General features: G+C 69.2%; 11 protein-coding genes and 1 tRNA gene. 5 read left to right on the plus strand and 7 right to left on the minus strand.

The window, feature by feature from the left end; genetic code table 11:
* Window positions 1–261 precede the first annotated feature (261 nt).
* Window positions 262–1,185: a LysR family transcriptional regulator gene (locus AB0M95_RS20095; RefSeq protein WP_363766540.1), complete on the minus strand. Its 924-nt coding sequence runs from the start codon at window positions 1,183–1,185 to the stop codon at window positions 262–264.
* Between the two features lie 248 nt (window positions 1,186–1,433).
* On the opposite strand from AB0M95_RS20095, the gene AB0M95_RS20100 reads away from it, so the two are divergent.
* The 3 genes from AB0M95_RS20100 to AB0M95_RS20110 are packed head-to-tail and all read left to right on the plus strand — an operon-like array spanning window position 1,434 to window position 5,580.
* On the plus strand, window positions 1,434–1,640 hold the full coding sequence (locus AB0M95_RS20100; protein WP_363766543.1) for a hypothetical protein: 207 nt from the start codon (window positions 1,434–1,436) through the stop codon (window positions 1,638–1,640).
* Window positions 1,641–1,693: 53 nt separating this feature from the next.
* Window positions 1,694–2,812 (plus strand): FxsB family cyclophane-forming radical SAM/SPASM peptide maturase, encoded by a 1,119-nt coding sequence (locus AB0M95_RS20105; protein WP_363766546.1) that lies wholly within the window; start codon window positions 1,694–1,696, stop codon window positions 2,810–2,812.
* Complete coding sequence (locus AB0M95_RS20110) at window positions 2,809–5,580, plus strand: HEXXH motif-containing putative peptide modification protein (RefSeq protein ID WP_363766549.1); 2,772 nt, start codon at window positions 2,809–2,811, stop codon at window positions 5,578–5,580. The genes AB0M95_RS20105 and AB0M95_RS20110 overlap by 4 nt, the downstream gene beginning before the upstream one ends.
* A 191-nt stretch (window positions 5,581–5,771) precedes the next feature.
* Here the strand turns inward: AB0M95_RS20110 and AB0M95_RS20115 are convergent.
* Window positions 5,772–5,845, minus strand: a tRNA-Pro gene (locus tag AB0M95_RS20115).
* 184 nt (window positions 5,846–6,029) lie between these two features.
* Between AB0M95_RS20115 and AB0M95_RS20120 the strand changes: the two genes are divergently transcribed.
* Window positions 6,030–6,485 carry a hypothetical protein gene (locus AB0M95_RS20120; protein WP_363766552.1) on the plus strand — a complete coding sequence of 152 codons (456 nt, stop codon included), beginning with the start codon at window positions 6,030–6,032 and terminating at the stop codon, window positions 6,483–6,485.
* Between the two features lie 275 nt (window positions 6,486–6,760).
* On the opposite strand, the gene AB0M95_RS20125 is transcribed toward AB0M95_RS20120, so the two are convergent.
* The 4 genes from AB0M95_RS20125 to AB0M95_RS20140 all read right to left on the minus strand — a co-directional run bounded on the left by AB0M95_RS20125 (window position 6,761) and on the right by AB0M95_RS20140 (window position 13,082).
* Window positions 6,761–8,767, minus strand: a complete 2,007-nt coding sequence (locus AB0M95_RS20125) for a phosphocholine-specific phospholipase C (RefSeq protein WP_363766555.1) — start codon at window positions 8,765–8,767, stop codon at window positions 6,761–6,763.
* A gap of 28 nt (window positions 8,768–8,795) precedes the next feature.
* Window positions 8,796–10,562: an endonuclease/exonuclease/phosphatase family protein gene (locus AB0M95_RS20130; RefSeq protein ID WP_363766558.1), complete on the minus strand. Its 1,767-nt coding sequence runs from the start codon at window positions 10,560–10,562 to the stop codon at window positions 8,796–8,798.
* Window positions 10,563–10,924: 362 nt separating this feature from the next.
* Window positions 10,925–11,083, minus strand: a complete 159-nt coding sequence (locus tag AB0M95_RS20135) for a DivIVA domain-containing protein (protein WP_363766561.1) — start codon at window positions 11,081–11,083, stop codon at window positions 10,925–10,927.
* Window positions 11,084–11,258: 175 nt separating this feature from the next.
* Window positions 11,259–13,082, minus strand: coding sequence for an ABC transporter ATP-binding protein (locus AB0M95_RS20140; RefSeq protein ID WP_363766564.1), 1,824 nt, complete (start codon window positions 13,080–13,082; stop codon window positions 11,259–11,261).
* 451 nt (window positions 13,083–13,533) lie between these two features.
* On the opposite strand from AB0M95_RS20140, the gene AB0M95_RS20145 reads away from it, so the two are divergent.
* Window positions 13,534–14,178, plus strand: coding sequence for a hypothetical protein (locus AB0M95_RS20145; RefSeq protein WP_363766567.1), 645 nt, complete (start codon window positions 13,534–13,536; stop codon window positions 14,176–14,178).
* A gap of 83 nt (window positions 14,179–14,261) precedes the next feature.
* Here the strand turns inward: AB0M95_RS20145 and AB0M95_RS20150 are convergent, their stop codons facing one another.
* Entirely contained in the window at window positions 14,262–15,467 is a 1,206-nt protein-coding gene (locus AB0M95_RS20150) for a cysteine desulfurase-like protein (RefSeq protein ID WP_363766570.1), read from the minus strand.
* Window positions 15,468–15,490: the final 23 nt, after the last annotated feature.

The raw sequence follows: 15,490 nt of genomic DNA on the forward strand, positions 1-15,490 counted from the left end.
TTCTGCCTGGTCATGCTGGGAGACGCGATCAACGAGAAGAAGAACAACGGCCAGGCCAAGGAGACGCTGGAGGTCGTGGACGTCGCCCAGCTCCTCATCCGGTCGATCAAGGGCGAGCCGACGCCGGCCACCTGACCGCCCGATGCGACTTGACAGGCGCCGACGTCAGCCTGCCGCCGTCGGTGGGGAGCGCTTATAGGGCGTTTCATCCGCTGATGGGGGTGTGCGTTCGGGCGCGTAGTCACTCAGTAACGCGAAAGCCTAGTGAGGCCCCCCGCCAAGCAGGCTGCGTGGACCGAGAGCCTGGAAGGCCTCCACCAGGGCATGAACGGCGCCCCGCCGGTCAGTGCGTCGGCATGCGATATGGAAGGCCACGGGGGCGGCGCCGGTCAGCGTCACCGCGCGGAAGGCGGGGCCCAGGAACGGGGCGATCTCCGCAACGGTGGCTATCACGGCTGTGCCGTCGGCGACTTGGCGCAGGACGCGGGCGAAGGTCCCTACGTCGGTCTCGACCAGGCGCGCCTCGCGGCGGGGCCGTACGTCCGCGAGCCAGAACTGGTTCATCCACTCCTCGGAGATGGCCGGGTTGTACAGGATCGGTTCCTCACTGAAGTCCTCCACGTTCACCGCATCGGAGTCGGCGAGGGTATGCCGGGCGGCGACCACGCCGATACGCGCACTGACGGCGGTCAGGGGGAAGGAGTCCACGATGGGATGCCGCACGGGCGCGAAGGTCCACAAGAGGTCCACCTGATGGTCGGGCAGGCAGCGGGTGAGCACGGGAAAGGGAACATCCTGGCGCACCAGCCGGGTCTCGGGAAAGCTGCGGCGGACCTCCCTCGCGATGCCGCTCATGTCGAAGTATTTAAGGATCCCGCCCGTGCCGGCAGGGACACCGATCCGCAGCGTGTACCGGGCGGGTGCGGCCCGGGCAATCTCGCGGGCGGCGCAGGCCTGAGCGATCAGGGGTACGGCGGCGGTCGCGAACCGCCGGCCCGCGGAGGTCACGGCGAGCACACCCGCAGGATCCCGCTCGACGAGGGCGACCCCGAGTTGTCGTTCCAGACGTTGGATGCGCTTGGCCAACGCCGATGAGGTCAGGTGCAGCTGCACGGCCGCACGCCCATAGTGCCGCTCCTCCACCAGCACCAAGAAGTCGGCGACCAAACCGAGATCCAGATCCATGCGCACCCCTGGGTGGTGGATGAGCCGAGCGACCAAGACGCCGAGTCAGGGACATCGATCAATGCTCGCTACTTTAAGTCTCCGCCTGTCAAGACCCGATTCCTCATTGGAACGAGGGGGGCCTCACACCCCGGCCGACGCGTGTAAAACAAAGTCACAAATACGGCGTTGATCCGGACACGCCACGTGCAGGCCCGCCATGTTCGTGGGTTTCCGGTCCCTGCACCCGAATCACCAAGGAGACATCCATGGACCAGGCTCGCGAATCATCCCCTGTCGATGTCAGCACCGCGCTTGCTGACTTCGGCCTCGGTAGCGTCGACGCCCTCGAGGGCAGCGCACTCGGCAACATTCTCACTGAGGTCTACGCGTCCCGTGATGGTGCGGGTGCGGCGGGCGGCGTGATGCACAGCTCGCACAGTTCCTTCTCGCAACATTCCTCGACCTCGTGGTGAGGCCGAAGATCAGGGATGCGTTGACGCCGGCGGCCGCGGTGACCACTGCACCCATGACCACATTCATCTGCAAGGTCGCGTCCCGGTGCAATCTAGACTGCGACTACTGCTACGTCTATCGCCACGCTGACCAGAGCTGGCGTCGTCAACCGCAGCGGATGTCGATGCGGACGGCGGCGCAGCTCGGTCGGCGGATCAACGAGCACGCAATGACACATCACCTACGCGAGGTGAACGTCATCCTTCACGGCGGTGAGCCGCTGTTGCTGGGGCTGCCCTATCTGCGCGAACTTTGCGACGCGATCACCGAGCCAACCAAGAATGTCACGATCAGATGGCACGGTCAGACGAACGGTGTTCTCTACGATGAGGCGACGCTGGAGTTCTGTCGTGAGCGGAACCTGTCGTTCGGGCTGAGCATCGACGGGCCTGCGGAGGCACATGACCGGCATCGAGTGGACCATGCCGGTCGACCGTCCTTCGCGGGCGCTCATCGGGCCTTGACGCTGCTCAGTAGTGATTGGGGCCGACCGGTGTGGGGCGGTGTCCTGGCAGTGATCGACCTGCGCCACGACCCGCTCGAGGTGTACCGGTTCCTACGCGGCTTCGAGCCGCCGAACATCGATTTCCTTTTGCCCCTCGGGCACCACGACCTGAGGCCGCCGGGTAAGGATTCGCCCGGCACCACGCCGTATGCGGACTGGCTGTTGCGGATCTTCCGCGAATGGTACGACGAACGCCCCCAACCCATTCGGATTCGCCGCTTCCGGGATGTCGTCGCACTGCACCTCGGCGCGCAGAACAGTTCCGAGGAATGGGGTCTGCAACCCGTCGATCTCATCGTCGTCGAGACGAACGGTGGGCTGCAGGCGGTGGACACGCTCAAGGTAACCTTCGAGGGCGCCTGTGACTTGGGGCTTAACGTTTTCGACCACAGCTTCGACGACGCACTGCGATCGCCGTCAGTGCGGGCGCGTCAGGACGCTTGGGCGACGCTGAGCCCGATATGCCAGGCCTGTGATCTCGTCCGGGTATGCGGAGGCGGGTACTTTCCGCACCGGTATTCGGCCGAAGCCGGCTTCAACAACCCCTCGGTCTACTGCGCGGATCTCATGAAGCTCATCCGCGAGATCACGACGGTGGTGGACCAGGACCTGGCCAGGCTCGCATGAGCGTACGCCTTGAACCTGCGACGGTCGTGGCGCTCGCCGAGCCGACCGGGGCCAACGATCCGCTGGTGCGCGCGTTGTTCCTGGCCCGGCTCCAGTCGACGATGATCGGTATGAGGCGGATCCAGCAAAGGCTGGCGGCGCAGGCGCCGGAATGGGCCGACCGGTACGGGTTTACTGCCGCGTTCTCCGATCTACTCAGCCGACCGGCGGAGACTCAGCGTCGGGTGCTGGCTCACCCGAGTGTCGCATTCTGGGTGGAGGTGGCGTGGGACTTGCTTTCGCGCCAGGCACACGAGTTGCGGCCGGGGGGCCACTTCGCCCGCCACCTCGCCAAGGCCTCGGCTTTCGCTCTCTCCGCATGCCATCTCGTCGGCGAGGGCTCGTTCGTGGCCACGGTGCGCGGTGACCGCGCCGGACGTGTCGTGTTCCCCGGCGCAGGGCTCTGCCTGGCACCGCGGGCGGCAAAGCCGTACGCGCCGATTACCGTACGGGTGGCGGGCGACACGGTGGAGCTCACCGACGCGAGCGGCACGCCCGTGCCATACGACAGACTCACCGTGGCATGCCTGCCGGGGACGGCGGTCGAGGTGAACTGGCTTGACCAGGATCTCCGTCTCGGCGGGCGAACGCGCTTCATGTACGCCGAACCGATCCGGCCCGAGGGGGTCGAGTGGGTCGACCGCCTCGCGACCGCATGGTCCATAGTGGACAACGTCGATCCGGTTCTCGGCGCCGAGATGCGGCTGGGGGTGAACGCCATCGTCCCGCTCGCGACGCCCGATCCGCTCAAACATTTCAGCGCCAGCTTCCGTGAGGCGCCCGGGCTGGTCGCGCTTTCACTCGGTGACCATCTCCAGCTCACGGAGGCGCTCGTCCACGAGTACGCGCACCAGAAGCTCTACGCGCTGGCCCAGCTCGACCCGCTCCTCGCGGGCCCGACCGACGAGGCGTTGTACTACTCACCGCTGCGTGACGACCCCCGCCCGCTCAGCGGCCTGCTGCACGCGGCGTACACGTTCGTCAATATCCTGGGCTTCTACGTCCGGGCGCCGCAGCTGGCCCCGGTGCAGCGGCTCGAGCGCCGCACGTACCACATCATCGGCTACGCTGACACACTTTTGAGCGAGCTCAGCCGCCACGCGGAGTTCACGCCAATCGGCGAGGCTCTGCACGGCGCGCTCGCCAGGCGTCTGGAGCTATACCGGGACGCCGTATCGCCGCCGACCGCGGAGGTCCGCACCCGCGTCGACGACGAGCGGCGGAAACATCGTGAGCGTTGGGAGAACGCACACGGCGATCTGGTGCGACCGCATCCCGAGTCTGCAGGCTCGATGCGGTCACCGGCGCCAGACAGCGACAGGCGGCTGCGTGAACTGCTCCACCTCCCCCCTCAATGGTCGGCCCGGGCGCTTCGCCAGTGGTACCCGGCCGACATGGTCCTCGACGCGCTCCGCGCTCTGCCCGACCCGGCACCGGTCCGGGCAGCAGTCGCCGGTTTGAAGCCGGGCGACTCGTTCCTCGCGGACCTCACGGCCGCCCATCTGTCCTATCTGGACCGTGACTACGGGGACGCCGCGAAGAGGTATCTGGTCTGCCTGCGGCACGAGCCGGCGAGCTCCTATCTGTGGCATTGCCACGCGTTCGCGTTGCGCCACTGCGACCAGTTTGGGGCGAGCCTGCATATCCTGACGCACACCGCCGAGCTCGTCACGGCAGCGCAGGATCCAGCGGCGGTCGCCGTTGCCGACGACGGATGGCCGCTGGCGGAGCCGGCCCCGACGAGCCCTCCCAACCCGGTGACGATGCCACCATCGGTTCTCGAGTCGCTGCTGGAGAGCCGATTCTGGCCGTATGTGCGGGCATCGTCCGGCGGGCCTCAGCTCCCGTCCGTCATGGCCGTGGCCCACGGGCTCAAGCCTGCGATGGACGTGTGGGTCCGCGTGGAGGGATGGGCGATATTCCGGGAGATGGTGGAAGCGCTTGGGTTGAGCTACCACATCGACGCCTACTTCGACCGGCACGCGCCTGGCTTGGACGGGGTACCCGCATCCCAGCTCACCACGACCCGCGCCGGGTTCTCGCGCGTGCCCCGGGCCGGTACGGAGGCGCACGTCTTCCTGGCCCGCGAACCGGACCGCCTGCGCGCGGCGGCACACTCCGGCTGGTATCCGCTGCTCATCGGCGGCCAGGTCGTGCAGAAGCACCGGGCCGACCACGACACCTTTGGCGAGGCCCTCGGCTACCCACCGTGCTGTCGGCGGTTCTTCCGGGAGCGGAACAACTGGTACCGCGACAACACGTACGCCGCGGCCTTGGACGCGGTCGCGGGAACGCCGTCGGTGCTCGCCAATCCGTTCCTACGCCACACCGTCTTCGGGCTCGTCCCGCACATGCCGTGCTCGTACACGTGCAAGACGACGATGGCCTACGCCGGCCGGCTGCGTGCGGCGATAGCCGCCCAGCTACCGGAGTACGTGGCGGAGATGGATCGGGCGCTGCGGTGTCCCGTGCTGTGCCTGTCGGAGATACGCATCTACCGGTTCCAGGGCGAACTGATCGACTCGGCGACGGTGAGGTACCGGCAGGTGCAGTCGCTGTACAACATGGTCGTCGACGATGCTCTGCATGAGCTGTTGGCGGCCGGCGACCGCTGCACTGTGGACGCCGGACTGGTACACGTATACCGGCACGGTCGTCACGTCGGGACCTATGAAGCGCGGGCGGACCAGCACGGGCCGGAGTCGCCGTTCCTCATCGCCTTCGCGTAATCAACGCCGTGGCGCCGCCCTCGCCCTGGCCGCCCCCGCCCGGGATAAGGCCGGGCACGCAATCGAACGCGTGATCATCGTGAATCAACAGGTGGTCCTCACTGATCGGCGCCCCACCTTGTTAGTCACCCAGGAACGAGAAAGGGTGCCACGTGGTCTCGTGACACCCTTGCCGACCTGGTATTACCCGGTCGGGACGACAGGATTTGAACCTGCGACCCCTTGACCCCCAGTCAAGTGCGCTACCAAGCTGCGCTACGTCCCGTTGCTCGTGTTTCCCGAGCGAGAACAACCTTAGCGCAGATCTAGGGCTCATGCGTACGCGAGGCGGTGGAGGCGGGGCTTCGGATCGCTTCTGGGACTGGGGATGCCGATGGCGCGCGGGGTGTCCGGCGCGGGAACATGGGGCTGGGGGAAGGTGACGGGCGAGGAGAGGGCGGGATGGACGTATGGGGCGGAAGGCTCACATAGATCGTGAGGAGTTGCGGCGGCTCGTCGCCATGGGGCGGTCGAACGCCGAGCTGGCCGCGCACTTCGGGGTGACCGAGTCGGGCATCCTGCAGGCGAAGCGGACGGCGGGGCTCGCCAAGCCGATGCTCGATCATGGACGGGCGATTCCGTGGAAGCTGAAGCGGGCGCACAACCAGACCGGGCCGGCGACCAACCTGCGGAACCTGTCGGCCGTCGCCCAGGGCGGACACGTTCCGCAGGCGAAGATCAACACGGCCCTCAGGTGGGCGCAGAGGCTCGCCGAGAGCGGTCTGGACGTGGGCTACAGCTATGAGGACGGGTTCTACGAGCGGCCGGCGGAGGGGGCGTCCCACATAGAGGCCGTGCTGAACGATGCGCTGCGGGCCTTGGAGGAGCCCGGGAGGGAGACCGCGGAGTCTTCCGACCTCGAGTGAAGATCGAGCGGGGGAGCTCCGTCGCCGCCCCTTGCGGCAGGGGGTCGGTGAAGCCCGGGCGTGCCCTGGGAGGGGAGGGTACGAGCTGACCAGAAAGCCCTGTGTATGACGACTGTGGCGCCCGGCGCGACACGCTCACCTTGGATCCTCTGACGCTTTTGACCGGCCGGGCATAGGCCAAGGGACACATGGTCACAGACCCTGAAGAGCGGCGTATCGAGGGCGAGAGCGGGGCCGGGCACGCTGTTGGCGTGCCCGGCGCCTTTCCGGGGGCGTCACGCCGGGTGGACGGTGCCCGCGTAGCGTTGGGTGAAGCGGGTGCCCGTGCCCGCTGTGATCGTGAAGTCGTAGCGGCCGTGGTCGGTCGGCCACGTCGCCGTGGTGCGGCCGCCGGGGCGGACCCAGACGGTCTGCTGCTGATCGGTGAAGGCGTTCGGCGTGATCGTGAAGGCGACTTCCGTGTCGCCCTCGTTACGCAGCTCCAGGTCGATCGACGCGTTCTCCGGCCGCCCGGCGTGCCGCGGGTTCGCCTCGGCCGAGGGGACCGCCACGTCGTCCTGGTCGTGCCGTACGACCGTGCCGGAGAAGCGGCGTACGAAGCCGTCCGCGCCGTGCACGGTGAAGTCGTAGCGGCCGTCGGTCGCCGCGGCGTCCCACACGTAGGTCCGCGACGAGCGCGGCGCGACCGTGAACGGGGTGCCGGTGAACGGCGCGGCGGTGCTGACGATGTTGGGGAGCACCGTGAAGTGGAAGCCGACGGTGCCGTCGTTGGTCAGCGTGCAGGTCACCTTACCGGTGGCCCGGTCGACCGACACGTCGGCCCACGGCCGGTACGGCAGCGGGCGGTGCGGGCGGTCCCCCTCCTCCTGGACGGCCATGGCCTGCTGGGTGGGCGGCTTCACCGACGGCAGCGAACGGTTGGCGTCGGCCTTGGCCATGAGCGCCACCGTGTCGGGCAGGCGCGGGATGCTGTAGTCCGGCCTGCGGAAGTCGAAGCAGCTGGTGAGGTCGCCGCAGACCGTGCGCCGCCAGTCCGAGATGTTCGGCTCCTGTACGCCGGTGACCCGCTCGAGGAAGCGCAGCACCGACGTGTGGTCGAAGACCTGGGAGTTGACCCAGCCGCCGCGCGACCACGGCGAGATGGCCCACAGCGGCACCCGGCTGCCGAGCCCGATGGGCTTGCCCGCCGCGAACTCGTCCTTCGTCCCCGGCTCGGGGAACGGCGGGATGACGTGGTCGAAGTACCCGTCGTTCTCGTCGTACATCAGCAGGAAGACGGTGTGCTTCCACACGTCGGGGTTGGAGAACAGGGACTGCAGCGCGGTGTTCACCCAGTGGGCGCCGTAGTCGGGGCTGGCCGCCGGGTGCTCGCAGAACAGGTAGGGCGCCACCAGCCAGGAGACCGTCGGGAGGGTGCCGTCCTTGCAGTGCTGGTCGAACGCGGTCAGGTCGAACTTCGTCATCGCGTTGACGTAGCGCGGGTCGTCCTTCGGGAAGGCGTGGAACTGCTTGAAGTACGACAGCCCGTTGTCGTCGTAGTCGCCGTACCGGTCGTCCGAGCCGTCGGGGTTGTGGTAAACGCGCCAGCTGACACCGGCCTGCTCCAGCCGCTCGGCGTAGGTCGTCCAGTCGGCCACCGGGTTCTGCGTGACCACCGAGTTGTCGGTGAAGGGGCCGGTGGTGCCGTCGACGCCGGGGCCGGCGGTGCCCGACCACAGGTAGAGGCGGTTGGGGTCGGTGGGCCCGTTCAGCGAGCAGAAGTAGCCGTCGCACAGGGTGAAGGCGTCGGCCAGCGCGTACTGGTAGGGGATGTCCTCGCGGGTGAAATAGCCCATGGTCCGCTCGCCCTTGGCGGAGACCCACTTGTCCATGGCGCCGCCGGCGACGGCCGTGTGACCGGTGTCCCAGTCGTGGGGGAGACCGCCCGCGTTCTGCGCGTTGTACTTGGTGGAGTCCATCCGGAACGGCAGCAGGTATCCATCGGAGCGCCCTCTGGCGGGCTGGCGGAACACGGAGTCCCCGTTGGGGAAGACCAGCGCCTGCCGGTCGCCGAAGCCCCGCACGCCGTTCAGCGTGCCGAAGTAGTGGTCGAAGCTGCGGTTCTCCTGCATGAGGATGACGACGTGCTTCACGTCGCGGATGTCCCCGCGAGCGCCGTCGTGCTTGTCGTGCCTGTCGTCGGAGGCGTTGGCCGTGCCGGTCATGCCGGGGAGTCCGACGGCGGCGGCCGCCCCGGTGGCCGCGGTGGCGCCGATGAACGTGCGGCGGCTGATCTCGGTCATGGGAGGAGGTTCCTTTGGTCTTTCGGGGTCAGCCGCGGGCGGAAAGGGAGAAGGTGACGACGGCCGCGGCGTGGTCGGAGGGCCAGCCGTTGGCGGCGGTGTCGGGAACGGGACGCGGCCAGCCCGTGTAGAGGCTGTGGGCCTCGACGACCTTCAGCGGTCCGGCGTACTGGACCTGGTCGATGCGGTCCTGGGGTTCGGCGCCGCCGCCGTCGTGCTCGGGCCGTACGGGCGACCAGGTGACGCCGGGGTCCTTCACCGGGTTCGAGTTGGCCTCGCGGAAGGCGTCGGTGAGACCGGCACGCTGGAGCGCGTCGGTGACCGGCCAGCGGAGCTTGCCCACTCCCGCGTGCGCGGAAGCCGTACGGTTCGTCCAGTCCAGGTGGGACGGCGAGGCGAGGCCGGCGGCGAGGATCACGGGGACATCGGAGGCGAGATCGCTCCGCATCGCGGCCACCAGCGCCTGGACCTGGCTGTAGCGGAGCGTCAGCTTCTCGGCCGCCTCCACCTGCGCGGCCGTCTGCCCGGCCGCCAGCGCGTACGGCCCGTAGTCGGCCTCGTCGAGCCGGGCCGTCCACAGCCGTACCGTGCGGCGGCCGGGCAACTGTACGGTGGCGGCCGCGGCGGGCAGGTCGGCGGTGGGGGCGAGGAGGTCGCTCAGCGGGTAGCGGCTGACGATGCCGAGGCCGGAGCCGGTCTGGTGGGTCTGCCAGCCCAGCGCCTCGCCGAGCGCCGTGGCCGCGGCGTCACCGGTCTCCTGCAGCGCGACGACGTCCAGGCCCTGGGTGAGCACCAGTCGCAGTTGCTTCTCCAGGGATCCGCCGACGTGCGCGCCGGCGTCCCAGAGGTTCAGAGTCGCGATCTTGATCTGGATTTTGTCCTTGGCCGTCCGTACCGGCACCTGGACGGTGACGGTGTCGGCGCCCACGGCGCTGTCCTGGACGGAGACCACCAACCGGCCCGGGGTCTTGGGCCGCGAGGCGGGCGCGGTGCCGCTGACGGTGCCGTTCGCGCTCACCGAGAGCCACGGGTCGCCGGAGACCCGCGTGAAGGCGGGGCCGCCCGCCGCGTTGCCCTCGGGCCTGATCCACAACCCGGCCAGGCGGACGCTGAAGTCCGCGCCGGCGTCCTGCGGGGCCGTCGTCAGCGCGTCGACCACCGCGTGCGGGCGCGGGATGACGGGCCGCACGGTGAAGCTGAACGGAGTCGTGCGGGCAAGGATGCCGTAGCCGTCCTTGGCCAGCAGATACGCGGTGTACGGTCCGCCGCTCAGGCCCGAGGTGTCGAGGGTGATGTCGCCGGACGCGGCGGGGGTGTACTGCCACACCAGGGAGCCGCCGTTGCCCGGCTTGCGGTCGCCGTCGTAGACGCCGATCCAGTTCTTCGGGTGGGGCGTGTCCGTCGTCCAGTGGAAGGTGAGCTTGTCGCCCTCGTACGGGGACGCCGGAGAGCGCAGCACGATGGAGTCCCCGGTCGGCGGACCGGCGAAGGTGAACGGCGTGCTCTGGGCGAGGATGCCGTAGCCGTCCTTGGCCAGTAGATAGACGGTGAACGGGCCGCCGCTCAGGCCCGAGGTGTCGAGGGTCGTCCGCCCGGAGGTTCCGGAGACGTACGTCCAGACGAGCGAGGCGCCGTTGCCCGGCTTGCGGTCGCCGTCGTAGACGCCGATCCAGTTCTTCGGGTCGGGCGCGTCCGTCGTCCAGTCGAAGGTGAGCTTGTCGCCCCGCATGGGGGCCGTCGGGGAACTGAGCGTGATGGTGCTGCCGGATATCGCGGCGCCTGAGAGGCGTGACACAGGTACAGGTCCTCTCCGCCCGGGCGTCGCGCCGACGGCACCCAGGTGAGCGAAGTCGTTTTTCTAACCGACCCAGTAAGCAGGCCTCCGGAGACACCCCGATGAACGACAGGTTGCGGATGCCCGGTACCTGGCGGAAATCGGGGATTCGTCCGGAATGGCGCTTTGTGGGCGAGTTGCGGGGCGACGGCGTCCGAACCGCACCGTTCGGCCAGCGCCGTACGCAGCGCGTCAGTGGCTTCGACCGCTGTGACCATCACACGGTTGTGCTCGGGGTCGCGTCTTCAGGGGCGGTGGCACGGCGCTGGGGTCGCCCGTGCCCTCATCCGGGAGCGCCGCGACCGGCGCCGCCGACGGAGCGTCTATTCTTCCGATCTCTCTTCGAGGCTCTTGACCACGTCGGCGAGGGCGGCATGCACCTGATGCCGGTCATAGCCGCGCATCACGACATCGAACTCGGCCTGACGTACCTCGTCAGAGGTGATCTCGTTCGCCTCGACCCTCGCCCAGAGCGCATCCACGTGCCGGGGGCTGTAACCCCGGATCACCACATCGAAAGGCCTGCTTCCCATCCCGCTCGAAGCCCTTCTGGCCGTGGCTGATACACCTGAGGGAACACGGATGTCGTGTCCTCCGGGACCGGTATCCGGCGGTGCCGATTCTACGAGAACGCCGGCCCGCGAACCGGTCCCCGGATCAGCGGGGGACGGCGTCGGAGGTGTCCTCTTCGATCAGGAAGCCGCCGGACTGGTGGTGCCACAGGCGGGCGTACGGCCCCTGGTTCCGCAGGAGTTCGCGGTGACTGCCCTGTTCCACGATGCGGCCCTGGTCGAGCACGATCAGGCGGTCCATGCGGACGACGGTGCTCAGCCGGTGCGCGACCACGAGGGCGGTACGGTCACGCATCAGGGTCCACAGGGCTTCTTGGACGAGGATCTCGCTTTCGGAGTCCAGCGCGCTCGTGGCCTCGTCCAGCAGGAGGATCGGCGCGTCGCGCAGGACGGCGCGGGCCAGGGCGACGCGCTGGCGCTGGCCGCCGGAGAGTTTGACACCGCGCTCCCCGACCAGTGTGTCGAAGCCGTCCGGCAGGGCTTCGGCGAACTCTGTGACGTGCGCCGCCCGCGCGGCCTGGTAGATCTCGGCGTCGGTGGCGCCAGGCCGGGCGAAGGCGATGTTGTCGCGCAACGACCGGTGGAACATGGCGGGCTCCTGGGGGACGTACGCGATCAGGCTGCGCAGGTCGGCCTGGCGGAGCCGGGTGATGTCCTGGCCGCCGATCAGGATGCGGCCGCCCTCGATGTCCATGAGGCGGAGCAGCAGCCGGGTGAGGGTGGTCTTGCCGCCGCCGGAGCGGCCCACGAGGCCGATCTTGGTACCGGTGGGGATGGACAGGTCCAGGCCGTCGAACAGGCGCGGGTTGCCGGCGTGAGCGAACGCCACCCGCTCGAACCGGACGCTCGCGTCGGCCGGGCGCAGCGGCTGCGGGTTCTCCGGGTCGACGACACCCGGCGGCGTGAGGAGAAGTTCGGTGAACTGGGCGGCCTCGGTGAGCACGCTCTCCATGCGACGGTAGATCTGGTTGAACTCGAACATGATGTTGATCGTGTTCGTGTAGTAGGTGAACGTCACCACGATCGCCTCCACGCCGAGGCCGCCGTGCAGGGCGACGGCGAGGAGCAGGCCGATGCTGCTGGTGAGGACCGACAGTGGTGCCACGACGGTGTCCACCCGGAGGTTGCCGTAGTCCCAGGAACGAAGCGTCAGCCTGCGCTGTTCGGCGATCCGGGCTCGGTGCTCCGCCTCCTCGCGGTCCTCCGCGGCGAACGCGCGGACCGTGTCCATGTTGGCCAGCACGTCGGCGACGTGCCCGGACACCCGTACCCTCGCAGCCTCACGCTGGTCCACCAGCCTCTGCCGGCGGCGGATGAGCGGGGCGACGAGGAGGCCGGTGACGATGATGAGGCCAACGAGCACCAAGACCAGCAGGGGGTGGTACCGCCACAGCACGACCGAGGCGAACCCCAGCGGCACCACCTTGGCGATGATCGAGAACGTGAGCGTGTCGGTGAAGGACTCGAACCCGCCGGAGAAACTCAGCACCCGTTTGGTGAGCGAGCCGGCGAAGTTGTCGTGGAAGAACGCGGCGTCCTTGGCCAGCAGTTCCCCCATGCCCGTCGCGGCGAGGTGCTCGATGCCCCGGGCCTCCGTACGGTTCACGAAGTGCAGGCCCAGCCGCCACAGCGCCTCGCCCGTGAGCAGGAGCGCGCCGAAGCCGAGCACGTACGGCATGAGCGCGGCGACGCTGCCGTCCCCGCCGCCGGACAGGTGCCCCACGATCCCGCCCACCGCCAGCGGTGCCAGGTAGAACAGGCAGATGTTGCCCAGCGCCGGTGAGATCAGCGCGGGCAGCGCGAACCGCCACTGATTCCGCAACTCCCCGTTGTAGTGCCGCAGCGCCAGCAGAACGGCCGACTTTCGCGCGGATGGTTCAACTTCGGGGGATTCGAGTAATCCGAGCACAGCCACTCCGCCTCTCTGAATACTCACAGCCAAGGCCATGTTGACGCAGAGTGGCCGGTGGGAGCCAACCATTTTCGCCGGCCCGGCGAACGTCGCCCGGAGGCGGCCGCTCCACCGGCGGGGCCTGCTCGCCGAGGAGCGAGGTCCGCGCGGCGTTCAACGAGGCCAGAGCCCCCGGGGTGGCGGCTCGCCGAGGCTGTTTTCCGTATAAATACGGATGTCGATACGGATATTCAGAAATCGACCCGGCACTTAACGTCACGAACAAGGCGGTCGACGGGGGCCCGGAACCGAGTAAGGAGCGTCGTGAAGAAACCCCGACGTCAACGGACCTCGGGGCGGGAAGCGGGAACAGGCCGTCCGGGAACGATGACCGGTCCCGGACACGGCCCGAACATTCGGCGGGAAAGAGGCGTCCAACCTGACATCAGCCGATCGATGGGGGGGCGAAATGCGCAGAGCGCTGATGCTGGTGGCGGGTGTGGCCGCGGTGATCGGACTTACGGGAGGCGAGGCCATGGGGGCGGCCGGCACCGTCGCGAGGCCCGGGGCGGTGGCCGGGGGCGTCCTGCCCAAGGGATTTCTGCTGTACGAGGCCGAGGCGGCGGGCCCGTCCAAGCCATGGGAGACGTGGCACGTCAGCGACCGCGTGGGCCAGCGCCTGGACGTGAACCCCTGTGGCGACGACCCGGCCCCGAAGGGCCGCGCCGCGGCCCGCGGCATCACCCACACCGTCGAGAACGATTACACGACCGAGCAGGTGATCATCTACCGTGACAGGTCAGCCGCGCGCAAGGCCATGAGTTCGCTGCGCGCCGACCTCGAGCGGTGCGCGACCCACAAGGGAACCGGGCACGACGGCTACTCCTACAAGTGGAAGAAGACCGCCATCGGCGACGACGCCCTGCGCGTCGGCGGCTTCTTCTTCGAGTCCCGCGTGCGCTATGTCGTCGTCAGGAAGGGGCGGGCGCTCGCCCTCTACTCGGGGACGGGCATGGTGACCTCGCGCCTCCTGCCCTCCCACTTCCGCCCGCTGGTGAAGGACGCCCGCACGATGGCCGGAAAGCTCTGCCGGCTCCGCCACGTCTGCGACTAGGCGGACATGCCCGTGCCGGCGTGCCCGGGTCCGGCGGGGTTTCGCTCTCTCGGGACTATGGCCCGGCGGCGGTGCGGGCGGGTTCAGGAAGTGAGCTCGTCCAGGGCCTTGAGCAGGCGGTCGACGTCGGACTCGTCCGTGTACGGGGCGATTCCCGCGCGGACGGCTCCGGCGTCGCCGAGGCCGAGCCACCGGCTGCACTCCAGGGCGTAGAAGCTGCCGGCCGGTGCGTTGACCCCGCGCGCGGCGAGGAACTCGCAGATCTCGGCGGAGTCCACGCCCTCGACCGAGAACAGCGCGGTGGGCGTGCGCCCGCGCCCGGGCGAGCCGTACCGCCGCACGCCGGGAATACGGGCCAGCCCACCGTCGAGCCGTTCCAGCATGGCCTGCTCGTGCCGCTCCAGCGCGTCCATGGAGCGGACCAGGCGCTCGCGGCGGCTCCCGTCGCCGGGTACCAGGCCGGCCAGGAAGTCGACCGCCGCCGTCGTCCCGGCGAGCAGTTCGTACGGCAGCGTGCCCAGCTCGAAGCGCTCGGGCACGGCGTCGGTCGCCGGCAGCAGTTTGTCGGGGTGGACGCGCTCCAGCAGGCCAGGGTCGGCGGCGAGCACGCCGAGGTGCGGGCCGAGGAACTTGTACGGCGAGCACGCGAAGAAGTCGGCGCCCAGCGCTCCGACGTCGACCAGGCTGTGCGGGGTCAGATGCACCCCGTCCACGAACAGCAGGGCTCCGGCGGCGTGCACGCGCTCGGCGATCGCCGGGACGTCCGGCCGGGTTCCCAGCAGGTTGGAGGCGCCGGTGACGGCGACGAGCCTGGTGCGGTCGCCCAGCAGCCCGGCGACCGCCTCGACGTGCAGCTCGCCGCTCTCGCGGTCGAAGTCCGCCCAGCGCACGGTGGCCCCGCGCGCCTCGGCGGCGTGCACCCACGGCCGGATGTTGGCGTCGTGGTCGAGCCGGGTGACCACGACCTCGTCGCCGGGACCCCATTCCTTGGCGAGGGCGCGGGCCAGGTCGTAGGTCAGCTGCGTCATGCTGCGGCCGAAGACGATGCCGGCGGGGGTGCCGGCGAGGAGGTCGGCCATCGCCGTGCGCGCCGCGATGACGATCTCGTCGGCGCGGCGCTCGGCGGCGGTGCGCGATCCCCGGTTGGCGACGGCGGACCTGAGCGTGGCGGCCACGGCGTCCGCGACGGCGTCGGGCACCTGGGAGCCGCCCGGTCCGTCGAAGTGCGCCGCGCCTTCCTCCAGCGCGGGGAACCGCGTCCGTACCTTCGCCACGTCGTACGTCGTCACAAGACCTCCCGGACCACCACGCA

This window comes from Sphaerisporangium sp. NPDC051017 (genome assembly GCF_040683095.1).
Classification (GTDB): Bacteria; Actinomycetota; Actinomycetes; order Streptosporangiales; family Streptosporangiaceae; genus Sphaerisporangium.